This window comes from Secundilactobacillus kimchicus JCM 15530, assembly GCF_001433995.1.
GTDB lineage: Bacteria > Bacillota > Bacilli > Lactobacillales > Lactobacillaceae > Secundilactobacillus > Secundilactobacillus kimchicus.
In genome coordinates this window covers 278,650-301,763 of sequence record NZ_AZCX01000001.1, presented here as the reverse complement: position 1 = coordinate 301,763, position 23,114 = coordinate 278,650, and the positions used below count along the sequence as shown (strand labels likewise).

Annotated in this window: 20 protein-coding genes and 1 riboswitch; of the genes, 19 read left to right on the top strand and 1 reads right to left on the bottom strand. The window is 47.3% G+C overall.

Annotated elements, in window-relative coordinates:
• Positions 1-157 precede the first annotated feature (157 nt).
• The 17 genes from pyk to FC96_RS01460 all read left to right on the top strand — a co-directional run bounded on the left by pyk (position 158) and on the right by FC96_RS01460 (position 18,873).
• Positions 158-1,915: a pyruvate kinase gene (pyk, locus tag FC96_RS01540; protein WP_056941744.1), complete on the top strand. Its 1,758-nt coding sequence runs from the start codon at positions 158-160 to the stop codon at positions 1,913-1,915.
• Between the two features lie 231 nt (positions 1,916-2,146).
• Positions 2,147-5,032: a YhgE/Pip domain-containing protein gene (locus tag FC96_RS01535; protein ID WP_235804703.1), complete on the top strand. Its 2,886-nt coding sequence runs from the start codon at positions 2,147-2,149 to the stop codon at positions 5,030-5,032.
• Positions 5,033-5,172: 140 nt separating this feature from the next.
• Positions 5,173-6,075 (top strand): CvfB family protein, encoded by a 903-nt coding sequence (locus FC96_RS01530; RefSeq protein WP_056941742.1) that lies wholly within the window; start codon positions 5,173-5,175, stop codon positions 6,073-6,075.
• 2 nt (positions 6,076-6,077) lie between these two features.
• Positions 6,078-6,965, top strand: a complete 888-nt coding sequence (gene xerD / locus FC96_RS01525) for a site-specific tyrosine recombinase XerD (protein ID WP_056941741.1) — start codon at positions 6,078-6,080, stop codon at positions 6,963-6,965.
• A 21-nt stretch (positions 6,966-6,986) separates the two neighbouring features.
• A complete protein-coding gene (locus FC96_RS01520) occupies positions 6,987-7,343 on the top strand; it encodes a hypothetical protein (protein ID WP_054659567.1) in 357 nt (118 codons plus the stop codon).
• Entirely contained in the window at positions 7,336-8,088 is a 753-nt protein-coding gene (locus tag FC96_RS01515) for a segregation and condensation protein A (protein ID WP_056941740.1), read from the top strand. Before FC96_RS01520 ends, FC96_RS01515 begins: the two co-directional genes overlap by 8 nt.
• Positions 8,085-8,678, top strand: coding sequence for an SMC-Scp complex subunit ScpB (scpB, locus tag FC96_RS01510; protein WP_056941739.1), 594 nt, complete (start codon positions 8,085-8,087; stop codon positions 8,676-8,678). Before FC96_RS01515 ends, scpB begins: the two co-directional genes overlap by 4 nt.
• On the top strand, positions 8,678-9,409 hold the full coding sequence (locus FC96_RS01505) for a pseudouridine synthase (protein ID WP_056941738.1): 732 nt from the start codon (positions 8,678-8,680) through the stop codon (positions 9,407-9,409). The genes scpB and FC96_RS01505 overlap by 1 nt, the downstream gene beginning before the upstream one ends.
• A 54-nt stretch (positions 9,410-9,463) precedes the next feature.
• Positions 9,464-9,584: riboswitch (FMN riboswitch) on the top strand.
• A 112-nt stretch (positions 9,585-9,696) separates the two neighbouring features.
• Positions 9,697-10,290, top strand: a complete 594-nt coding sequence (locus FC96_RS01500; RefSeq protein ID WP_082593139.1) for an ECF transporter S component — start codon at positions 9,697-9,699, stop codon at positions 10,288-10,290.
• A gap of 100 nt (positions 10,291-10,390) precedes the next feature.
• Positions 10,391-11,449, top strand: coding sequence for a helix-turn-helix domain-containing protein (locus FC96_RS01495; RefSeq protein WP_056941737.1), 1,059 nt, complete (start codon positions 10,391-10,393; stop codon positions 11,447-11,449).
• Positions 11,421-12,863, top strand: a complete 1,443-nt coding sequence (locus FC96_RS01490; RefSeq protein ID WP_056941736.1) for a RecQ family ATP-dependent DNA helicase — start codon at positions 11,421-11,423, stop codon at positions 12,861-12,863. The genes FC96_RS01495 and FC96_RS01490 overlap by 29 nt, the downstream gene beginning before the upstream one ends.
• Positions 12,864-12,922: 59 nt before the next feature.
• Positions 12,923-13,525, top strand: a complete 603-nt coding sequence (locus FC96_RS01485) for a LysM peptidoglycan-binding domain-containing protein (RefSeq protein WP_056941735.1) — start codon at positions 12,923-12,925, stop codon at positions 13,523-13,525.
• A gap of 23 nt (positions 13,526-13,548) precedes the next feature.
• Positions 13,549-14,217 (top strand): (d)CMP kinase, encoded by a 669-nt coding sequence (gene cmk, locus FC96_RS01480; RefSeq protein ID WP_056941734.1) that lies wholly within the window; start codon positions 13,549-13,551, stop codon positions 14,215-14,217.
• A gap of 93 nt (positions 14,218-14,310) precedes the next feature.
• Complete coding sequence (gene rpsA / locus FC96_RS01475) at positions 14,311-15,552, top strand: 30S ribosomal protein S1 (RefSeq protein ID WP_056941733.1); 1,242 nt, start codon at positions 14,311-14,313, stop codon at positions 15,550-15,552.
• A gap of 88 nt (positions 15,553-15,640) precedes the next feature.
• A complete protein-coding gene (gene der, locus FC96_RS01470; protein ID WP_056941732.1) occupies positions 15,641-16,951 on the top strand; it encodes a ribosome biogenesis GTPase Der in 1,311 nt (436 codons plus the stop codon).
• A 256-nt stretch (positions 16,952-17,207) separates the two neighbouring features.
• Positions 17,208-17,483, top strand: coding sequence for an HU family DNA-binding protein (locus tag FC96_RS01465; protein ID WP_054659551.1), 276 nt, complete (start codon positions 17,208-17,210; stop codon positions 17,481-17,483).
• A 109-nt stretch (positions 17,484-17,592) separates the two neighbouring features.
• On the top strand, positions 17,593-18,873 hold the full coding sequence (locus FC96_RS01460) for a tetratricopeptide repeat protein (RefSeq protein ID WP_054659549.1): 1,281 nt from the start codon (positions 17,593-17,595) through the stop codon (positions 18,871-18,873).
• Positions 18,874-18,974: 101 nt separating this feature from the next.
• Here FC96_RS01460 and FC96_RS01455 read toward each other — a convergent pair whose 3' ends face one another.
• On the bottom strand, positions 18,975-19,868 hold the full coding sequence (locus tag FC96_RS01455) for a YitT family protein (protein ID WP_056941731.1): 894 nt from the start codon (positions 19,866-19,868) through the stop codon (positions 18,975-18,977).
• A gap of 132 nt (positions 19,869-20,000) precedes the next feature.
• On the opposite strand from FC96_RS01455, the gene FC96_RS01450 reads away from it, so the two are divergent.
• Together FC96_RS01450 and FC96_RS01445 are read left to right on the top strand one after the other, a co-directional pair.
• Positions 20,001-21,200, top strand: coding sequence for a CCA tRNA nucleotidyltransferase (locus FC96_RS01450; RefSeq protein WP_056941888.1), 1,200 nt, complete (start codon positions 20,001-20,003; stop codon positions 21,198-21,200).
• 18 nt (positions 21,201-21,218) lie between these two features.
• Positions 21,219-23,111 carry an ABC-F family ATP-binding cassette domain-containing protein gene (locus FC96_RS01445; RefSeq protein WP_056941730.1) on the top strand — a complete coding sequence of 631 codons (1,893 nt, stop codon included), beginning with the start codon at positions 21,219-21,221 and terminating at the stop codon, positions 23,109-23,111.
• Positions 23,112-23,114: the final 3 nt, after the last annotated feature.

Below are 23,114 nucleotides of genomic sequence, written 5' to 3'. Positions count from 1 at the left end.
GCTTTTCTGCCGGAATTCATTAGAAAACCCTAAAACCTAGCAGACTTTAAAAATGAAAAGTGTTAAAATGATTCTCGGAATCGAAATAGCTCAGTCTAGAGGAATCCGTTATTTGGTTCACTTAGGTTGGGAAATACCCAAAGGAGAGATTTTTCTTATGAAGAAAACCAAGATCGTAAGTACCCTTGGTCCTGCAAGTACTGATGTTGACACAATTGTAAAGTTGATTGAAGCTGGAGCTAACATTTTCCGGTTTAACTTTTCCCATGGTGATCACGAAGAACACCTTGGCCGTATCAGCAACGTACATGAAGCCGAAAAAATCACTGGTAAAACAGTTGGTTTGATGCTTGATACGAAGGGTGCCGAAATTCGGACGACCGTTCAAAAGGATGGTAAGATTGAATACCACACGGGCGATAAGCTCCGGATTTCAATGGACGACTCCTTGGAAGGCACTAAGGATAAGATCGCTGTGACTTATCCTGGCTTGTTTGACGACGTTAACGTCGGTGGCCACGTGCTCTTTGACGATGGTTTGTTAGACATGGTCGTTGACGAAAAAGACGACGCTAACAAAGAATTAGTTGGAACGATGCAAAACGATGGTTTGCTTGGCTCTCGTAAAGGGGTTAACGCACCTGGTGTTTCAATCAACTTGCCAGGGATTACCGAAAAGGATGCTGATGACATTCGTTTTGGTTTGGACCACGAAATTAACTTTATCGCCGCTTCATTCGTCCGTAAGCCACAAGATGTCATGGACATTCGTGAATTACTCGAAGAAAAGAACATGGAACACGTTCAAATCTTCCCTAAGATCGAATCTCAAGAAGGGATCAACAACTTTGACGACATCATCAAGGTGTCTGATGGTTTGATGGTCGCTCGTGGGGACATGGGGGTTGAAATCCCAGCAGAAAACGTGCCGTTGGTTCAAAAGAGCTTGATCCACAAGTGCAACGTTTTAGGCAAGCCAGTTATTACGGCGACCCAAATGTTGGATTCAATGCAAGAAAACCCACGCCCAACTCGTGCCGAAGCTTCTGACGTTGCAAACGCCGTATTTGACGGGACCGACGCAACTATGCTTTCAGGTGAAAGTGCAAACGGTGAATACCCTGTTGAATCAGTTGCAACGATGGCCCGTATTGATGTTAAGGCTGAAAATGCTTTGAAGGACTTCGGGACCGACCACATTGCCTTTGAAACGGGTGATGTGACGGAGTCAATCGGTGACTCTGTCGCCCGGGCAGCAAAGGCGCTTGGGGTTAAGACCATTGTCGCTGCTACTGAATCAGGCTACACCGCTAAAATGATTAGCAAGTACCGTCCAGATGCAGACATCTTGGCCATCACGTTTGATGACCGGACCCGTCGTGGTTTGATGGTTAACTGGGGTGTTTACCCAATTGTTGCCGAAAAGCCAGCTAACACTGACGAAATGTTCGACTTAGCTGCTGCTAAAGCCGTTGAAACTGGCTTAGCTAAGGAAGGCGACCTGATCTTGATCACCGCTGGTGTGCCAGTTGGCGAACGCGGAACGACGAACTTGATGAAGGTTCAATTAATCGGTTCAAAGTTGGTTCGCGGCCAAGGCGTCGGTGATGACACGGTTATCGGTAAGGCCGTTGTTGCTTCTTCAGCCGATGAAGCTAACAGCAAGACCACTGAAGGCAGTGTTTTAGTTGCTAAGAATACCGACAAGTCATACTTACCAGCCATTGAAAAGGCTAGTGCTGTGATTGTTGAAAACGGCGGATTGACTTCTCACGCAGCCGTTGTTGGTATTTCGATGGGCATTCCAGTGATTGTTGGTGCTGAAGGTGCTACTGAAAAGATCTCAGATGGTGAATTGATTACGGTTGATTCTCGTCGTGGGGTTGTATACCACGGTGCTTCAAACGCTCTATAATTAGAAAAAATGAAAAGTTCGGCAGCGATGCCGGGCTTTTTTTATACATAAAGAAAACAAATGAAAACGCCTATTTGGCAGTGTTTCAGGAACTTTGCTGAACACTTTTTTAGGGATTGCTTGTGTGAAAAGGTTGAAAAGTCAATTAAATTCACAGATAATAGTGTCTGCATAAAATTATGTCTCGATTGGGGACCGAGACGTGTGAGAATGGAGCGAATCAGTTTGCAAATGATTAAAAGCGAATGGCGATACATTGGTAAAAACAGACTGATCTTGATTTCAGTGCTTGCTATCATGTTTATCCCGTTCATGTATAGTATTTTCTTTTTGAAGTCAGTTTGGAATCCATACGGGTCGACGAGTCATTTACCAGTGGCGGTCGTTAATCAAGATCAGGCCGTTCAGTATCAAGGAAAGACGTTAAATGTTGGGGATCAAACCATCGCTAACCTGAAGAAAAATCACCAGTTGGGTTGGCGATTTGTGAGTGCTAAGCAGGCTAAAGCGGGTTTAGCAAATCAGAAGTATTACTCAATTATTTCGATTCCTAAGGATTTTTCGGCCAATGCGGCCACGTTACTTGATGACACCCCCAAACCAATGCAGTTGACATACAAAACCAATGGGTCAGCTAACTATATTGCGGAGGTCATGAGTCAAGTAGCGGCCACAAAACTCAACGATAAAATTAAAGCCAATGTGACCGAAGCGTATGCTAGTGCCGTGTTCGATCAGATTTATAAGGTCGGTAAGGGCATGAATACGGCCGCCAAAGGGGCGACCAAACTTAAAGATGGTTCAGTCACGCTTTCGGATGGGTTAAACACCTACACAACGGGTGTGGCGAAAGTTAATAACGGCTTAATGACGATGAAAACCAGTGTGGGTCCGCTGGCAACTGGAGTTCAGAAGCTGACGGATGGTGCCAATAAGCTCAGTGCCGGCATCAATCAATATAGTGCTGGGGTTAGCAAAGTTAATGCCGGGACACAGAAATTAAATGGGTCTACAGGCGTTTTAGCTTCTGGTGTGACCAAACTCTCGAAGGGCGCTAAAAAGCTGAATAATGGGCTGTATACGTACACTCATGGGGTCTATCAACTCAACCAAGGCATGACGACTTTGGGGAATGGTGTCAGCCCCCTTCAGAGTGGGTTTAAAAAACTTTACACTGGGAGTCAAACGCTCACGGCGGGGTTAAAGACCCTTAATGACAACTCTGGTAAATTGAATACGTTATTGGGTCAACTGAACCAGCAACTCAGTCCGCTTAGTACTGCGGCCGGCCAAAAACAGCTTGAGACGTTGAATCACATTTTGACGATTTTAAAGAGCGACCAGTTCAACCAAAACAAGGATCAATACATTCAAATTATGAACGCGTTAATTAAGCTGCAAGGTATGAAAAATCAGCTGACAGGGCAAGCATCGGCGGTTGAAAAAGCAAATAAGACGGCGGTGGCTGCAGCTCAAACTGTGCAGGATGAGCAGCAAAAGGCGGCCAAGCAGGTGCCAAGTTCAACGAATCGAATCAATTCGTTAGCCCAGCAAATTCAGGCTAAAAAAGATGACCCAGACAAGGTCAACGAATTAGCTGGTCAAATTAGTGATCAATCAAAGGACTTGCATCAGCAAGCCAGTTCGATTAACAAAGCAGCCGCCGTTAAAAAGTACGCTGCAAGTGCGAAACGGGCGACGAATTTGTGGCAAGGATTACAGCTTTTGCTGAACAATATGGACAGCGTTAGCACGTTACTCAACGCCGACGTTGACCCGACCACCGACGGAACGGCTCAGCTTTTGCAATACGTGGGCCAGTTAAACGTGTCACAGAGTCAACTGGCTCAGTTGCAAAGTGCACTGTCCCAAGCTAAGAATGCGGGTAGCATGGTCAGCAGTCTCCAAAAATACGTTGGTGGCGTGCAAAGTGCTTATCAGGGTTCTAAGAAGTTGACGAGCGGCATGAGTCAGGTTAACGAAAAACTGCCAGTTTTGGTGAGTGGCATTGGTAAAATACAAAGTGGTGTCACTAGGTTAACAACCAATAGTCCGAAACTCCTAAGTGGCAGCCAGCAATTATCTGGTGGCTTGACCACGCTTAATGGTAAAGTGCCAACGCTAGTGTCTGGCGTCGCAACATTGGCTAATGGAACGGCTAAGCTTAACAGCAAATCATCTCAACTAAAGGCTGGGGCTAACCGACTTGCAAGTGGGACGAACCAGCTTAATCAAAAGGTACCTACCCTGACTAGTGGGGTCAATAAACTGGCTGATGGGACTGGTAGATTGGTGAACAATTCGGCCAAGCTAAATGCTGGAGCCAATAAGATCAAAAATGGGAACGCGAAGCTTGGGTCGTCTCTGCAAAAAGGCGCCGACCGAGTGAACGGTCTGCAATTTACGAGTAAAACCGCCAAAATGTTTGCTCAGCCAAGTGAACTCAAACACGCTAATTACAGCGTGGTACCGAACTACGGTCACGCCTTAGCACCGTATGTGCTATCACTTGCGTTGTACGTTGGGGCGCTGGTCTTCAACTTTGCCTTTCCAATTCGGAAAGTTGCGAAACTTGGCGAAAGCGCGACGTCCTGGTACCTCAGTAAAATTAGTGTTGGCGCAGTGGAGGCTTTGGCAATGGCGCTCATTGAACCGACGCTGATGATGGTTGGTGGTTTATCCGTTGATCACGTTGGCTCGTTTTACCTGATGTCCATCCTATTTGCCGAAGCTTCGATGTTTATCGTGATGTTCTTATCCATGTTGCTCGACAACCCAGGTCGTTTCTTAGCCATGGTCTTGTTGATGCTACAACTGGGCGGATCAGCCGGGACCTTCCCGATGGAGGTGACCAATCACTTTTACAACGTGATCCATCCGTTCTTGCCAATGACCTACTCAATTTTAGGTTTCCGTCAGGCGTTGACGTCTGGGATGGCACCTGGGACGGTTGGGCACTCTGCATTAGTGTTGGCTGGCTTTGCGCTTGTCAACGTGCTCTTACTGTGGCCAACGATGTGGCTGCTACAACGGATGCATTTGATGGGGCGGTCTCAGTTGGATGATAACCAAAAACTCCAAGAAGTCGAAGATCCAAATACAAGTGCTCATTCATAATGAAAGGGGCTCATCAAAATCATCAAAGTGCTGAGCACTTTGATGATTTTTTGATAAAAAACAGGATCTTTGCAATCCGATTCGCCCTTTTAGGCGGAATCGTGTAAAATGGGAATGATTATGAGGAACGAGGAATCTAAATGGAAAATGAATTAGCAACAATCGTCGGTCACACGGTCGCGGGTCAAGTGACTGACGAAAATGACAAGTATTACGTTGTCTCGGTCGCCGGTAATGCGCTTCGGCTTGACAAGACGGAAATTTTAAAGCCACTCAAACAAGGCAGTCAATTTCGCGGGTTTGCCTATGAAAATGAACATCATCACTTACAAATCACGCGGAATCCACCAAAGGTGCAGATTGGGCGTTACGCTTTTGGGACCGTGGTCAAAGCTCAAAAGGGCCTAGGGGTCTTTATCAACATTGGGTTGCCGAATAAGGACGTCGTCGTGTCGTTAGATGACCTACCAGAGATGATGCACTTATGGCCGCAAAGTGGTGACCGACTCTTAGTGACGTTACGGGTGGATAAGAAGGCCAGAATGTGGGCGGTACCAGCCGACGAAAGTATCTTTCGGGCGATGGCCCAGGTGCCGGACTATCCCAAGTTTAAAAATAAGGACATTAACGTCACGGCTTACCGGTTAAAACTGACAGGTACGCAGGTGCTCTCAGATGACTTTTACCTGGGCTTTATCCCGCCAGAGGAGCGGCAAGAAGAACCCCGATTAGGTCAACAACTCACCGCTCGAGTCATCGGTCAATTTCCGGACGCAACGTTGAAGTTGTCCCTTCGACCACGGGCGTACGAGGCCATTTCGGACGACGCGGCAATGATCTTAGCGACCCTGCAACACGCCCCAGCGGGTAAACTGGCTTATACGGACAAAAGTGACCCAGCGGAGATCAAAGCCTATTTTGGCATTAGTAAGGGTCAGTTCAAGCGTGCGGTTGGCCATTTGATGAAGGCCCGTCTTGCGACTCAACACGACGGCTACTTGTGGCTAACCGAACCCGATTTAACGGATGAAACGGAGTCTTAACCATGGATCATCTTATCGCTGATTTTTTACATGAATTGCAGGTCGAACGCGGGTTGGCCGAAAACACCTTAAAGGGTTATGCACAGGATCTTAAAACCTTCCAAGCCTTTTTACAGACCCGCTCGATAGCCACGGTTAGCGCGGTGGATCAACTTGTTATTCTGGATTTTTTGGCGACTGAAAAAGCGGCTGGCCGGGCCCGCAATACGATGACGCGGATGGTGACGACCCTGCGCCGATTTTTTAAGTATTTGATGCAAAACGACCAGATTGTCGCTGATCCAATGGCTGAAATCAAAACCCCTAAGCGGAGCCACCCCTTACCGGCGGTGTTAACCATCGCGGAGGTGGATCAGTTGCTGGCGGCACCGGATACCCATGATAAGTATGGGATTCGGGACCGAACGATTTTAGAAGTTCTGTATGCCACCGGGTTACGGGTGAGCGAGTTGGTTCACTTGAAACTGGCGGACTTGCACCTCGAAATGGGGCTGATTCAGACCATTGGCAAAGGCAATAAAGAACGCATTATTCCAATTGGCGATGTGGCCATAGACTGGATCGACCGGTATCTGCAAACCAGTCGGCCCCAATTGTTAAAGGACCGACACAGCGAGTGGTTGTTTTTAAACCACCACGGTGCCGGCCTTTCTCGCCAGAGCGTTTGGATTAAGATTCAGCGCTACGTTGCGGCTGCTGGCATCAAAAAGCACGTGACACCCCATACGCTGCGCCATTCGTTTGCGACCCATATTCTTGAAAACGGTGCCGACCTGCGAATCGTTCAGGAACTGTTAGGTCATTCGGATATTTCGACAACTCAGATTTACACGCACATTTCTAAGAAGCGGCTGACTTCGGTGTATAATCAAACGCATCCGAGGGCGTGAGACCAAAAGGAGGCATTCGACGTGTTACTTAAATATCGCAGTGACTATGAGAAGGTCACCATGGGGTTATTGTCGTTTGTTAAAACCCTTAAGCGACTTAACCGCTTAACGGCAGAATTAGCCTGGTATCAAGCCAGTGCCAATCGGCAGTTACTTCTTTGGAAGGATGCTAACCAGGATTTTTCTGGGGTGGTCGGCATTGAATTGAAGCCGGGATTTGTTGTCGTCCGGTTGCTGGCGTTGACCCCAGCGGCTCGAAATGAGCGTCATCTGAACCAGATGTTAGACGAATTAGCTGACCTTTACCCGTCAGATAAAGTCATTGGATTATTAACAACGACCAAGCTGGTTGCCCAGTGGGAGGCGAAGCATGAGTAAGCTGCCCGTCATTCATATCCAAAATTTTGAAGGGCCACTTGATTTACTGCTTCACTTAATTCGATCACAGTCCATTGATATCTATGACATTCCAATTGTGGCCATCACTGACCAGTACATGCGTGCACTGCGTGACATGCAAGACCACCAGTTGGATGTGGCGGGGGACTACTTTGTGATGGCGGCCACGCTAATGAAGATGAAGGCGAAGCTGTTATTGCCAACCCCGGAGACGGTGACCGAAGAGCCGGAGGAAGAAAGCCTCGAGGAGATGCAGGCGCACTTAGTGGCGCAGTTAGTCGAATACCAGCGCTTCAAAGCGGCGTCCCACTGGTTTAAGGGTCAGGAAACGACCCGCCAACAGTATTACACACGACCGGAAATGGCAGTTCCAGCAACCGTTCGACTGGGCCAGCTGCCCGCGGGTATTCAAGTTAGCGCGCTGCGGTCTGCACTGACGGGGTTAGTTAACCGGCAGCGGCAGGCAGAAAAACCACTCCAGCTGATTAGCACCGACCGATACACCGTTAAAGCGCAAATCAAGAAAATTCGCGGGCGCTTAAAAACGGCCCAAGTCAGTGTGTCATTCGGCCAGTTTTTTGGTCAAACCCCGACTCGTGAAGAGGTTGTGACCACGTTTTTGGCGTTGTTGGAAATGACCAAGCAACACGAAATTACGCTGGAGCAACCGGACCGGGTGATGCCGATTAAAGTTAAAATGAGAAACGCGGATGGAGAAAAATGACAACGATGATGGCAAAATTAGAGGGTCTATTATTTATCAGCGGAGATGAGGGCATGACAGTGGGTGAACTTGCAGCGCTCACTGGCATGATGAAACCAGCCGTTAACCAGACCTTAGTGAGGTTAAATGAGAAATACGCGGCCGATCCAGACAGTGCGTTGACCATTCTAAAAAGCAATGAGACCGTTCGGTTAGCGACTAAAGCGACGCTAGCTGATACCGTCAAGCGGTACTTTGAAGCGCCGAGCTCAACCGGTCTATCACAGGCCTCACTTGAAGTGTTAGCGATCATTGCATATCATCAGCCGATTACTCGGATTGAGATTGATGAGATCCGGGGGGTCCAAAGTTCAGGGACGCTCAACAAACTAGCCCTTCGCCAACTCGTCACCGAAGTCGGTCGGAAGCAGGAGGCAGGCCGGCCCAAATTGTATGGCACGACCGACTACTTTATGGACTATTTCGGCTTAAAGGCATTAAGTGACCTACCCCCGTTGCCGGAGCCCCAAGAACCAGAAACCACTGAAAGTGGGCACCAGTTATTTTTAAAGCAGTTTAATCAAGAATTGAACCCGGAGGAAAAGGGATAATGGAACGATTACAGAAAGTTATGGCCCACGCTGGTGTGGCCTCCCGCCGCGGAGCGGAAGCACTCATCACGTCAGGGCACGTCAAGGTCAATGGTGAAGTCGTCAAAACCCTGGGTGTTAAGGTGGGGGTTCACGACCGAATTTTAGTCGATGAAACGCCTATCCAACAGGAAATGCCTATTTATTTGTTGCTGAATAAGCCTCGGCAGGTGGTGTCAACGGTGACGGATGATAAGCACCGTAAAACGGTCATTGATTTACTAGACGGCGCTGTTAGCGAACGGGTCTATCCGGTGGGCCGGCTCGATTATGACACGACCGGCTTGCTGTTATTAACCAACGATGGTGAGTTGGCTAATCGGTTGACCCACCCCCGTTACGAAGTCGAAAAAACTTACGTGGCGAAGGTTCAAGGTATCCCGACAAACGAACAACTCAAACAGTTGCGGGTCGGCGTTTTAGTTGACGGCCACAAATCGGCCCCCGCTAAGGCGAAACTGCTCTCGACAAACGATGATCGGAAAACAGCGATCGTCTCGCTGACTATTCACGAAGGTAAAAATCACCAAGTTAAGAAAATGTTTCAAGCAGTTGGTCATCCAGTGATGAAACTTAAGCGTGAAACGTACGCTTTCTTAACCTTAGACGGCGTTTCCGCCGGAGATTTTCGGCAGTTAAATCCTGAAGAAGTGAAACAACTTAAACGGATGGTGACCGACAAGAAGGGTTAAGGCTTGCTTTTTTGACTACTAGCAAGTAAACTGATCTTGTAATTAAATATTTTGGTTCATCTTCAGGGCAGGGTGTAATTCCCGACCGGCGGTAAAGCCCGCGACCTATCTTTAAGATAGTTGATTCGGTGAGATTCCGAAGCCGACAGTATAGTCTGGTATGCAGAAGATTGGGATCACAAAAACAGTAAGTGAGACCGAATCGTTGATGCCTATTTTGTGCTGAAGACGATTCGGTTTTTTTGTTTGCGGATTTCGTGAAGATGACCAGCCAGGAGGAATTTGCAATGGAACACACGCGTCATGCAATTTTTAACGTTCGGCAGGTCGTAGAAATGTCCTTATTTGCTGGGATTTCGTTTCTACTTATGTTTATCTCGTTTCCGATTCTCCCGTTTGTGTCGTACATGCGGATTGATTTTTCTGACATTCCAATTTTGATTGGAACGGTCTTATTTGGCCCCATTGGCGGGATTATTATTGCGGCCATCAAAGGCTTGTTATACTGGCTAATGACGGGGGTCGACTTAGCTAATTTTATTGGTGTGTTTGCCTCGTTTGTAGCATCGGTTAGCATTGTGCTACCATTTTCGTTAGTGATGAAGAAAACGACGGGGCGCTCATTATTGAGCCGACTGGCCCTAAGTGGCATTGCGCTGACACTGTCGCTAACTATTGTGATGGCACTACTGAACTGGCTTGTTTTAACCCCGGTGTACATGGCCGTTTTAGGGATGAAGATCAGTATGCCACTAGCACAAATGGTGTTGTTCGGGGTTGTGCCGTTTAACTTCATCAAGGGCGTTTTGATTAGTCTGGTGATTGGATTTGTTGTCAGCCGGATGCACACCTTCTTAAAGAAAGAATCCACGATTTTATAAAGTAAAAAAAATCAATGACCCAAGAGACTGCTTAGTTAACGCTAGACAGTCTTTTTTAGTTGTGGGAAAATGTGGGCAGTTTAGTGTTGGAGGAACGGTCATGAACAAAGCTTTATTATTGCAGTTATTGAGTGATGACCAGCCTCGACGGATTCGGGTCATTGAAAATTTACTGGTCGGAAAACGAACGGTGTCGACTCTTTATTGGGGACTGCGCTACGACCTGCTGGCATGGTTCGGATTCGAGAAACACCTTGCCCGTCGCGATGTCGCAAACGCGTTAAATCAATTAGTGGCGGATGGGTCCGCCACGGTCACTAATTTAGTTGCCCAGTTAACCCCAACAGGTGCGATTCAAAAACACCAATTGGCGAAGGTGACTTACCAACCGGTTGCGTTATCCAGCTGGTTAACCGTGGCGCGACCAGAAGCCTGGCAAGGCCTTCAGTTAGCGGTTCAGGTTGTGTCTGAATTTCAGGCGGCTAACCGCCAATACTATCCGCTCCAGGTGGCTTTTGAAACGCGTCAAACCGTTAAGCGCTGGTTTTTGGCGCAGCGGCGACCGACGTTGGCCAAGCAGGTTAGGGGTGAGCTTGGTCAGTTTTTAAGCGCTATTCCCGAGCCGGTGGCTGACTTGTGGGCCAGTTTATTGGTCGGGCATCAGACCCCTGGAAAAACGGTGGAGCAGTTGTTCGAAATGACGCACCGCTCGGCGTTGGAACTGACCGTCATTCAAGACGATATCATGACTCAGTTGGTGCTGGTGACCCAGGCAGCACCAACTTCATTTCCAGTGCTACATGAGTTACTTCAGGCGTGGCAGGTCAGTCCAATTTCCCCGAGTGCCGCTCAAACGTTAGCGAACTATCGGGCAGGAGCGACGCTTTCAACCATTGTTGAACACCGTCGTTTAAAACCGAGTACGGTCCATGAACATTTATTGGAGGCTGCTATTTTTTTGTCCGTTCAGCAGTTTCCGTATGCGAAGTTGCTACCTAATGACTTACAACGGGCGTTTGCGCAACGGTTGACGGGGTCAATCGATGATTGGGCTTTTGACCAGGTTTCGGATTTGAAGATTGAATTTTGGCAGTTTCGATTATACGAAATTATGAGGAGTAAATTATCGGATGACGGTGACGACTCAACAACTTTATAAAGTATTGGCCGAAAAATTTGGGTTTACCCGATTTCGCCCAGGTCAATTAGAAGCACTGACGGCGCTATCTGAGGGGCGTGACACCCTCGCTGTTTTGCCGACAGGGGCCGGTAAAACGTTGATTTACGAGTGCTATGGGTATGCGGTGCAACGGCCAGTTGTGATTGTGTCACCCCTGTTGTCACTTATGCAAGATCAGGTTCGTGCGCTGAACCTTCGTGGTGAAACCGCTGTGACGGCGGTCACATCGCTCATGAGTTTTACTGAAAAACGGGTCGTTCTCCAGCACCTTAACCGGTATCGGTTTATTTTTTCATCACCTGAAATGTTAACCCAGCCCGCGTTTTTGACCGCTCTAAAAGCCTGCCAAGTAGGGTTATTGGTCGTTGACGAGGCCCATTGTATCTCAACGTGGGGGCCTGATTTTCGGCCCGAATACTTATTGCTTGGTCGGATTCGCAATGCCTTGGGGCGCCCGCTGACGTTGATGGCAACTGCTACAGCGACACCCCAGGTTAAGCGGGATATTTTAAAGAAAATGCAATTACCAACGGCGGCGCAGATTGGATTATCGGTCGACCGGCCGAACATTTATTTGAAAGTGGTTAAGACCGCCACCGAACAGGATAAGCAAACCCAACTTGTTTCATTAGTTAAAGGGCTAAAAACGCCCGGAATCGTGTATTTTTCAAGCCGAAAAACAGCAGATGAGGTTTGCGAGGTGCTCCGCCAATCGGGAGTGCCGCGAGTTGCCGCCTATCACGGTGGGCTAAGTGCTGATTCTCGGTATAAGGTGCAACAACAGTTTATGAACGATGAACTGACGGTTATTTGTGCCACGAATGCCTTTGGGATGGGGATTGATAAAGCTAACATTCGGTTTGTCATCCACTATCACTTACCAGTTGATTTAGAGAACTACTGGCAAGAAATTGGCCGGGCTGGTCGGGATGGCCAGCAAAGTATTGCGATTTTACTCTATACGCCTGGAGACGAACGGTTGCCCGAATATTTGGGCCAGGCAAACATTGTCGCAGAAGCTGACATTGCTGCTTTTTTCGCCCGACCGCGGCCGGTAGCCGATGACGATCCGTTACGACTAGTCGCCTTTTACCGGCAGCATCATCTCAACCAAGAGCAGGTGATTGCGCTATTTGCCAGTCGGAGGCAACAGCGTCGTCAGGCTTTGGCGACGTTGTTAACCTACGTGAACACGTCAAATTGCCGTCGGCGGGTCGTTCAAGCGTATTTTGGCGAGCCAACCAGCAGCCTGTCTCAGAATTGCTGTGATCAGGACAGTCCCGAGACAACTGTTGAGAACCTTCACTTGACGGCACCGCCCACAAGTGTTTTACCAGGCGATATCTTGCCTTGGCGAGCAACGTTGGACCAGCTATTTTTAGGGAAAAGTTAAAGAAATCAGTATCGGGGTATGGTACAATTCAAAGTGAATGTCTAAAAGGAGGTAAGCAAATGAGCCAAAAGAATGACGACCGCGAGCCGGAATCGAAACCTTGGGACCAATCGTTCGCGGACGACCGAGATGATCAAGGCCATTTGTCACGACGAAAGCGGCATCGGCAAACCAATAATAATCGGCTGGTCACGATTGTGTTGATTGCAATCATTGTATTAATCGCCGTAGGCTCTTTGATTTATGGCCTCGCACGGCAGAGTAGTATGAACCGGCCAACCGACCAAGTGGCGGTTTCAAGCCGGGCCAGTTCAGATGAGTCTTCAAGCTCATCGGCTTCGAAAAAGAGCAGTAAAACCGCGGCGAAACCTGAGTCCGCGGTTTCTTCGGCTAGTGAATCGTCAACGGTGGGGACTACTGAGTCTAGCACGACGCAGGCTGAATCAACGACGGATTCTCAGTCACAAACAAATTCCCAAGCAACGTCTCAGTCCAGTTCGCAATCGGCAACTAGTGGCACCAAATACGCGACAGTGGGGGCTGGTCAAGGAATGTATCGAGTTGCGGTCAACAACGGGATTTCGGTTCAAGAGTTAATGCAACTTAACGGGTTATCAGCCAATGCAACACTGGCGCCCGGGCAACGGTTACGAGTTAAGTAAATTAAGTATGGGTGTGTGGATAGATGGTTAAAGCATTACAAGTAGCAATTGATGGGCCAGCTTCAGCTGGTAAGAGCACGGTCGCTAAGCGGGTTGCTCATGATTTTGGGTATATTTACTGTGACACTGGTGCTATGTATCGGGCAATCACGTGGAAAGCGATGCAATCAGGTGTTGCGCTCGATGATGATGCCGCCTTGGAAGCGTTACTGGCCAAGACGACGATCGCCTTTCGAGCAGGCGAGCCAGAGCAACGGGTCTATGTCGATGATGTCGAAGTGACGCAAGCCATTCGCCAACCCGATGTGACCAACAATGTTTCAACGGTTGCCGCTCAAGCAACGGTGCGCGAAGCACTGACAAAGCGGCAGCGGGAGATTGCAGCAGCTGGCGGCATTGTCATGGACGGTCGTGACATTGGGTCATCGGTATTACCCAATGCCGAAGTGAAGATTTTTCTAGTGGCCAGCGTTGAGGAACGGGCCGAACGGCGTTTCAAAGATAATGCAGAAAAGGGCATTCATACGCCAATTGACGTGCTAAAGGAAGAAATCGCGGTGCGGGACAAAAAAGATTCAACCCGTAAAATTTCACCACTGACGCAAGCCACTGATGCCATTAAAGTTGACACCACGTCGTTATCTATCGACGAAGTCGTGGCCAGAATCGACGAAATCATAAAAAAAGCTTGATAAAAACTCACAAAAGTGGGTCTTAACACTGGTATTTCAATTCATTTTCAGATAAAATATTATGTAGAGTTGTCGCAAGGAGGAAATGGTCGTATGAGTGAAAACAACAGTAATGAAAACAACGATTTATTGAATGCTTTAAACAGCATTGACACTGTTAATGTTGGTGATGTTGTGAAGGGTGAAGTTTTAGCCGTTGACGACGATAAGCAAGTAATCGTTGGGATTGAAGGCACTGGGGTTGAAGGTGTTGTTCCGCAAAAAGAACTTGCCGCAAAGCCAGTTGATGACATTAAAGATGTTGTCAAAGTCGGTGACAAGCTTGACTTAGTTGTCATTTCAAAGATTGGAAATGACAAGGAAGGCGGCAGCTATTTACTTTCAGTTCGCCGGCTTGAAGCCCGTAAGATTTGGGATGACATTCAAAAAGAATACGAAGCTGGTAAGACCATTACCGCACCCGTTACCCAAGTGGTTAAGGGTGGGTTAGTCGTTGATGCTGGGGTTCGAGGATTTGTTCCCGCATCAATGGCTTCAGATCACTTCGTTGAAGACTTAAATCAATTTAAGGGTGAAACCTTAGAATTTAAGATTGTTGAAATCGAACCAAGCGAAAACCGGTTGATTTTGTCACATCGTGCAATTTTGGAAACCCAAAAAGCTGCCAAGCGTGAAGAAATCATGGCAACAATCAAAGCCGGTGACGTTGTTGAAGGAACGGTTGCTCGTTTGACTAACTTCGGGGCCTTTGTTGACCTTGGCGGCGTTGACGGGTTGGTTCACGTTTCAGAAATTGCCTACGAACGAGTTGAAAAGCCTTCTGATGTTTTGAAGACGGGCGACAAAGTCAAGGTTAAGGTTCTGTCTGTTGATCCTGAAAAGGATCGGATTTCATTGTCAATTAAGCAAACCTTGCCAGAACCATGGGATGGTATTGAAGACAAGGCCCCTGAAGGCGCTGTGCTTGAAGGAACGGTTAAGCGGTTGACGAGTTTTGGTGCGTTTGTTGAAGTATTCCCAGGCGTCGAAGGTCTGGTTCACATTTCACAAATCGCTCACGAACACATTGCCACCCCTAACGACGTTTTGAAGACGGGCCAAAAGGTCCAAGTTAAAGTGTTGGAAGTCCACCCAGAAGCTCACCGATTGGCTTTGTCAATTAAGGCGTTGCAAGAAAAGCCAGCCTCTTCGGAAGCCGCTCCGGCACCAAAGACTGACAGCAAACCTGCTCAAACGCAGACTTCAAGTGATGACGACGATGACGCCGGGTTTATTACTTTGGGCGACATTATCGGTGATCAATTGAAAAACAACGATTCAGATTCAAACGACTAGTAAACTTGAACCAAATGAAAAGTTGGGACGAATGACTGATTCGGCTCAACTTTTTTTATTGAGGACCAAATAGAAAGAGGGGCGCTAAATGAGCATACCTGTAGTGGCGATTGTTGGCCGACCAAACGTCGGAAAATCGACCATCTTTAACCGGATTGCCGGGGATCGAATCTCAATTGTTGAAGATACCCCGGGTGTCACCCGTGATCGGATCTACGCGCACGGTGAATGGCTCGGCACGGAATTTAGTATGATTGATACTGGCGGGATCGACATTGGCGACGAACCGTTTTTAAAGCAGATCACTGAACAAGCTGAGATTGCCATTGACGAAGCTGATGTGATTGTCTTTGTGGTCAGCGCTCGAGAAGGCCTAGCCGATGCTGACGAGCGAGTAGCCAAAATTTTATACCGGGCGGACAAACCAGTTATTTTGGCGGTCAACAAGGCTGATAACCCAGAGCAACGCCAAGACATTTATGACTTTTACGCCTTGGGTTTCGGTGATCCATACCCGATTTCCGGTGCGCACGGCCTTGGGCTTGGTGATCTATTGGATGCGGTTGTTCAATCGTTTCCGTCTGAGGATCAAAGCGTTGAGGATGACAGCATTCGGTTTAGCCTCATTGGACGGCCGAACGTTGGCAAGTCGTCTTTGGTTAACGCTTTACTGGGCGAAGATCGAGTGATTGTTTCCGACATTGCGGGGACGACTCGTGATGCGATTGATACCAAATTTACGGACAATACGGGCACTGAATTTACCATGGTGGATACCGCCGGCATTCGGAAACGCGGCAAGGTTTATGAAAACACTGAAAAGTACAGTGTGATGCGGGCGATGAAAGCAATCGATAATTCAGACGTGGTCTTGGTCGTGTTAAATGCCGAAGAAGGCATTCGGGAACAGGATAAGAAAGTTGCTGGATACGCGCACGAGGCCGGTCGAGGTATTATCATCGTGGTCAATAAGTGGGATACGTTAAAAAAGAACAACCACTCTCTGCACGATTTCGAACTGCATATCAGAGAAGAATTCCAATACCTTGCCTACGCACCGATTATTTTTGTTTCGGCGGTCACTCATCAGCGACTGGGTGACCTTCCTGAGTTGATTAAGAAAGTCTCTCAAAACCACGCAAAACGGGTCCAGTCGGCAACCCTGAATGATGTAATTATGGATGCCGTTGCGATGCACCCGACACCAAGTGAAAATGGGAAACGCATGCGAATTTTTTATGCAACTCAGGTGGCCATTCAGCCACCAACTTTTGTGATTTTTGTCAATGAACCAGAACTGATGCACTTTTCTTACGAACGTTATCTAGAAAATCAGATTCGTGAGCACTTTGATTTTACTGGGACCCCCATTCACTTGATTGAGCGTCGTCGGAAGTAGTAAAACTGCCACAAAGCCTTATATAATGGGGTTTGTGAGGGTTATACCCACCGAAAGGGCGGGGTGGTTTGATTTTTCTGAGTGTAATAAAAAAGCACATAAAACGCCAAAAATCCTTGCTATGATAGGATTCGTGTGCTAATTTGGAAATAGAAATAATGCGGAATCCCGTTATTGTTTCAGTGGCATGACTTTCGGGTCAGCTAGATGAGATGAACGTGTACTCATCATTATTTTCCGGGGAGGTGAATCACACATGGCAAACAAAGCACAACTCGTAAATGACGTTGCTGCTGCAACCGGCTTAACTAAGAAGGATGCAACTGCAGCCGTCGATGCAGTATTTGACTCAGTTCAAAAGACTTTGGCTAAGGGCGAAAAGGTTCAACTTATCGGCTTTGGTAACTTCGAAGTTCGCGAACGTGCCGCTCGTAAGGGTCGTAACCCACAAACGGGCCAAGAAATTCAAATTCCTGCAAGCAAGGTACCAGCATTCAAGCCTGGTAAGGCCTTGAAGGACGCTGTTAAATAAGAAATTATTGACAGATTGCCAATCCACTCTTAGTGGGTTGGTTTTTTTAATCCAAATGATGTTGTTTCCCACCTAACTGTGCTATTGTTATTTGTTGTGAAAAAGGAGGATGACCATGGCTACGAGTTACTCACAAGAAGCGTTAGACCAGTTAGAGCGAGGTCAATTAGAGGCCTTTAAGAAGGCGTTTGCTCAAGCGCTGCGCCACGATGACGATGACACCTTGTACAGTCTGGCTGAAGAATTGTATTCGCTGGGGTTTTTAAATCAGTCAAAGCGGATCTATGAAAAGTTATTGGCCCGTTATCCAGAAGAAGATGACATTCGCGTTAACCTCGCTGATATTTTGATTGACGAGGATGACGGGGATGCTGCTTTGAACTACCTGAATCAAGTGTCGCCTGGTTCGGACGCCTATGTCCGATCGCTGATGGTGGCGGCTGACCTCTACCAAACACAGGAATTGTTTGAAGTCAGTGAGCAAAAGCTCCTTGAGGCCCGACAACTAGCTCCAGAAGAACCAGCCATTACATTTGCACTGGCCGAGTTGGATTTGACCATGGGTGCGTATAACCGGGCAATTCCGCTGTATTTGGACTTAATCAAACAAGGAATTCCCACGTTTAGTGGGGTGAATCTGGTTGAGCGCATTGGGGTCGCGTACGCAAATGCGGGGCGCTTCGAACAAGCAATTGGTTACCTGAAGCAGGTGCATCAGGCAGATATGACACCTGACGTGAAGTTTGAAACTGGCTTTACGTACTTGCAGCTTCATGAAAATAAACTCGCCATTCAATTCTTAGAAGATCTGAAGGACACGGATCCCCAGTATACGAGCCTGTATCCCTACTTGGGGAAAGCCTACGAGGCCGAAAACCGACTCGAAGAAGCTTTGAAGGTGCTTCAAGAAGGGCTCGGTGTTGATCAGTACAACGAGCGGTTGTGGAGTGCGGCAGCTGATATCGCGGTAAAATTAGATGATGAGGCCTTAGCTGAGACCTATTTAAAACAGGGAAATGCGCTTGATGATGAGGATTTAGAGATTGTCATTAAATTGTCCAACATGTATGTTAAACAGGAACGCGATGACGAAAATATCACCTTTTTAACCCGTTACGTTGACCAAGATGATGTTGACCCGCAAATTTACTGGAACTTGGCCAGATCTTACGAACGGACGGAAGCCTTCGGTGAAGCGCAACGGTTTTACGAAGCGGCCAATCCGTACTTCCAAAATGATCCAGCCTATTTGAAACCAGCGTTTTTCTTCTTTCGTGAACAAGGCGAAAAAGAGACGGCTAAGGACCTGCTAAAGCGTTACTTGGAACTTGTACCAGATGATGGTGAAATGGCCTTAGAATTTGAAAATTTGACGTTAGACGATGAATAAGAAGGTCGGCCGGCAGCGGTTGGTTTTTTTATTTTGGCGACAACGGTTGACTGGTAAAATAAAAAAGTTACTTTAACTTATGAACCAACAAAAACCCGCCCCTAGGAAAAGAAGCGGAATGGTGAGCGTTTCTTGGGCTTGGAATAAGTAAATCCTTCCCCGATAGCTTCATTAACATCAAAAATCGTCACAAACGCATTTTCATCGCGATCAGCAATCAGCCCTTGTAAGTCGTGAAGTTCACTTTGGCTGACAACCACGTAAAGAATCGGGCGGTCGGCATGAGAATAGCCACCCTCACCGTGAATGATGCTGACGCCCCGCTCAAGGTCAGTCATGATATCGTCAATAATGGCTTGAGATTGATCACTTATAATAAGCACGCCCTTAGCTGTGTAAGCGCCATTTAAAATGAAGTTGACGATTCGAGAGAAGATGTAGGCGCATAATAGGGTGTAGGCCATATGGGTCACGTCAATGTAGATTAAGGAGGCGGTCAGCACAACAACATCTAAGTATAACAATGTTTGCCCCATCGGGATCCCCTGACGGCGTTCCACGATTCTAGCGATGATATCGGTACCGCCGGTTGTGCCGCCGAAGCGGTAAAGCAGGCCACTACCGGCGCCACCGAAAATACCAGCAGCCATGCCTGCTAAAAACAAGTCGTGATGTAATGGAATGCTAATTGGAACCCGCTGCCATAGCCATAAAAAGGCTGACAACATAATTGTTCCGTAAAGTGTGTAAATAATGGCACGACGGCCAAGAAATCGGTAGCCGATCCAAATTAAGGGAATGTTAATCAGGATAGTGGAATAGGCGGGGTCAATGTGAAAAAGCGCCCGTAATATTAGGGTAACCCCACTGATACCACCGTCAGCTAGTTGGTTTGCAATGTTGAAAACCACTAGCGCAAAGGCGTAGGTAGCACATCCAATGGCGATCATTAGGAGGTCTACAATTCGGATTTTTTCCTCTTTTTTGTTGGTCATGACAGTGTCTCTCCTCTACAAGTGTCGTTGCTAATATCATATCATAAGGCGTTTTAAAAGCCCGTCAGATTATTTTCTTTGCATCTGAAATCTGTTAAGATTAAATGGAATTTGAAAGGGCCGATGAAATCGATGAAAATTGAAACACTGCCAACGGAATTTGTTGCGGCAACACCCATTTTAGAAACCATTGAAGCAGCAGGTTATGAAGCGTACTTTGTCGGTGGTTCGGTACGCGACACCCTATTAGGGTTGCCGATCCACGACGTTGATATTGCGACTAGTGCATATCCTCAAGAAGTTAAACAGTTATTCAAAAAAACGGTGGACACGGGGATTGAGCACGGAACGGTCATGATTCTAGACCACGGGACCGGTTATGAAACCACGACGTTTCGAACGGAAACGGGTTATCAGGATTACCGGCGACCTGATTCAGTCACGTTTGTCCGGTCTCTCCGCGAGGATTTAAAGCGTCGTGATTTCACGATTAACGCCCTTGCGATGACGCATGACGGTGAAATTATTGATTATTTTAACGGTCTAGGCGACTTAAAAGCTAAACGTATCAAGGCCGTGGGAAATCCAGAAGAGCGATTTCACGAAGATGCCTTAAGGACGATGCGAGCAATTCGGTTTGCCAGTCAACTGGACTTCACCATTGACCCGCAAACGGTAGCGGCCATTCAACACCACGGTAACTTATTGACTAAGATTGCTGTTGAGCGGATTCACGTTGAATTCGTCAAACTCTTTTTGGGTAAGCATCCAGCAAACGGCTTAACAACCTTTGTAGAGACCGGTCTGTATCAGTACTGTCCGGGATTGGCAACCGCACGAGAGGCCTTAGCACAGCTGATTTCAGCGCTTCAGCACGGATTGTCCTCAGAAACCACTGTGTGGACACTGATTGCTTCGGCAGTCGGACTGACAAACCGCCAAGTGGGCTCATTTTTGAAACAGTGGAAAAGTGCTAATCAGCTAATTAGCGATGTGGCGGCTGCTGTTCGTTTTTTAGAAGCCCTTCAAGCTGGTGAAGTCACCAACTGGGTGCTTTATCAAGCAGGGGCTGCGCACATTAAAACGGCGGCGGAAGTTGCCAATATTTTGCAAATTGACACCCCTAGTCTGAGCCAGCTACTGGATCAGTACGAAACTTTAACCATCAAGTCTAAGCAAGACCTTGCTATCAGTGGCCAGGACCTGATTAAAGCGGGGGTGGCACCGGGTCCAAAGCTAGGTCAACTATTAACTAAACTCGAACGTGAGGTAGTTGCAGGCACCCTTGATAATGACCTGGGCCAACTACTGAATCAAGCGTTGAAGGACTAACTAGAAAAGAGTGACAGCATGCAAACTTTACGCGCCGAAGAACTGACCCGAACATATGGCGAAAAAACGTTATTTGAAAAAATCAACTTTATCATTAATGAAAAAGACCGGATCGGTTTAATTGGAACTAACGGTAGCGGTAAGACCTCGTTACTAAATACATTGGCAGGGTTGAGCGATGAGCAAGCGGGAGCCATCGTGAAACCAAACGATTATCGGATTGCTTATCTAAAGCAGGAACCTGAATTTGCCCCTGATCTGACGGTGATGGACGCCGTTTTTTCTGGCTCCCAACCAGTTTTTCGCACCATTCGTCGGTACGAAGCAACCCTTCAAGCTTATAGTCAACACGCCGACGATGAAAAATTACAACGACAATATGTTGAAGCAGAAGCCAAAATGAACGAAGAGGATGCTTGGACGGCTGAAAGTAACGTTAAGACAATTTTAACGCAACTACACATTACCGACTTGAATCAGAAAGTTGCCACGATGTCTGGTGGTCAACGTAAACGAGTTGGCTTAGCTCAGGTATTGATTGAATCGCCAGACTTGTTATTACTTGACGAACCGACCAACCACTTAGACTTTGATTCAATTGACTGGTTACAAAACTACCTGGCCAACTATCGCGGTGCACTACTGGTTGTCACTCATGACCGGTACTTCTTAGATCAAGTGGCAAACCGGATTTGGGAATTATCATTTGGCCAACTCTATGAGTACCAAGGAAATTACCAAGACTACGTTGCTCAAAAAGCCGAGCGAGTCGAGCGGGAAGCAGCTGCTGAGCATAAGCAACGGCAGCTATATAAGCAAGAGCTAGAGTGGATGCGGGCTGGCGCTAAAGCCAGATCAACCAAACAGCAGGCACGAATCAACCGGTTTAACGACCTCCAAGAGGGCTTAGGAACGCGCGGGGTTGAAAAAGATGTTGCGATTGACCTTGGCCAATCTCGGCTGGGCAAGCAGGTGGTTGAGCTTCAAGACGCGACATTAACGTTAGGCGATCACCGCATTCTGACTAACTTTAACTTGCTCGTCCAAGCCGGTGAACGCATCGGGATTAGTGGTGACAATGGTGCTGGAAAGTCATCATTGTTAAACGTTATTGCCCAAAAAATACCGCTTGATAGTGGGACTTTGATTGTGGGCGAAACGGTTAAAATGGCCTACTATACCCAACAAACCGAACCAATCCCAGATGATAAGCGCATGATTAACTACCTCAGTGAGGTGGGCCAAACTGTGACTGATAAGCATGGCCAACGACTGTCCGTTTCAGAACTTTTGGAACAATTTCTGTTTCCGCGGTTCATGCATGGCACGTTGATCCGAAAGTTATCGGGTGGTGAGAAGCGCCGATTATATTTACTGAAACTCTTAATGCAACAGCCAAATGTTCTTCTCTTGGATGAACCAACGAATGATTTGGATATCGCCACATTAACCGTTTTGGAAGATTATATTAGTCATTTCGATGGGACGGTCATCACGGTTTCCCATGACCGTTATTTCTTGGACAAAGTTGCGGATCATCTGCTTATTTTCAATGGCCAGGGTCAAATTGATCGTTACAGCGGGCAATTTACCGACTACCTCGCAACGCAACAACACCCAGCAGTTCCTGAAGAAGCGGTTAAGAAAGCTAAGCCGGCACCAGTAAAGGAATCTAGGGCGGACAAAAAAGTTAAAACTAAGTTGACTTACGCTGAACAAAAAGAGTGGGAAACCATCGAAGATGAAATTGATACGCTCGAAACTAAAAAGAGCGATCTTGAGTCACAAATGGCCCAAAACGGCGATAACTATGATAAATTATCGGTATTACAATCTGACTTAGAGACGGTCGATCAACAATTAGATGACAAAGTCGCTCGATGGGATTATCTGAGCCAGTTTGCAGATTAGAGA

Coding starts and splice junctions, on each gene's coding strand:
- pyk (WP_056941744.1), top strand. CDS start 158: ATGAAGAAAACCAAGATCGTAAGTACCCTTGGTCCTGCAAGTACTGAT.
- FC96_RS01535 (WP_235804703.1), top strand. CDS start 2,147: ATGATTAAAAGCGAATGGCGATACATTGGTAAAAACAGACTGATCTTG.
- FC96_RS01530 (WP_056941742.1), top strand. CDS start 5,173: ATGGAAAATGAATTAGCAACAATCGTCGGTCACACGGTCGCGGGTCAA.
- xerD (WP_056941741.1), top strand. CDS start 6,078: ATGGATCATCTTATCGCTGATTTTTTACATGAATTGCAGGTCGAACGC.
- FC96_RS01515 (WP_056941740.1), top strand. CDS start 7,336: ATGAGTAAGCTGCCCGTCATTCATATCCAAAATTTTGAAGGGCCACTT.
- scpB (WP_056941739.1), top strand. CDS start 8,085: ATGACAACGATGATGGCAAAATTAGAGGGTCTATTATTTATCAGCGGA.
- FC96_RS01505 (WP_056941738.1), top strand. CDS start 8,678: ATGGAACGATTACAGAAAGTTATGGCCCACGCTGGTGTGGCCTCCCGC.
- FC96_RS01500 (WP_082593139.1), top strand. CDS start 9,697: ATGGAACACACGCGTCATGCAATTTTTAACGTTCGGCAGGTCGTAGAA.
- FC96_RS01495 (WP_056941737.1), top strand. CDS start 10,391: ATGAACAAAGCTTTATTATTGCAGTTATTGAGTGATGACCAGCCTCGA.
- FC96_RS01490 (WP_056941736.1), top strand. CDS start 11,421: ATGACGGTGACGACTCAACAACTTTATAAAGTATTGGCCGAAAAATTT.
- FC96_RS01485 (WP_056941735.1), top strand. CDS start 12,923: ATGAGCCAAAAGAATGACGACCGCGAGCCGGAATCGAAACCTTGGGAC.
- cmk (WP_056941734.1), top strand. CDS start 13,549: ATGGTTAAAGCATTACAAGTAGCAATTGATGGGCCAGCTTCAGCTGGT.
- rpsA (WP_056941733.1), top strand. CDS start 14,311: ATGAGTGAAAACAACAGTAATGAAAACAACGATTTATTGAATGCTTTA.
- der (WP_056941732.1), top strand. CDS start 15,641: ATGAGCATACCTGTAGTGGCGATTGTTGGCCGACCAAACGTCGGAAAA.
- FC96_RS01465 (WP_054659551.1), top strand. CDS start 17,208: ATGGCAAACAAAGCACAACTCGTAAATGACGTTGCTGCTGCAACCGGC.
- FC96_RS01460 (WP_054659549.1), top strand. CDS start 17,593: ATGACCATGGCTACGAGTTACTCACAAGAAGCGTTAGACCAGTTAGAG.
- FC96_RS01455 (WP_056941731.1), bottom strand. CDS start 19,868: ATGACCAACAAAAAAGAGGAAAAAATCCGAATTGTAGACCTCCTAATG.
- FC96_RS01450 (WP_056941888.1), top strand. CDS start 20,001: ATGAAAATTGAAACACTGCCAACGGAATTTGTTGCGGCAACACCCATT.
- FC96_RS01445 (WP_056941730.1), top strand. CDS start 21,219: ATGCAAACTTTACGCGCCGAAGAACTGACCCGAACATATGGCGAAAAA.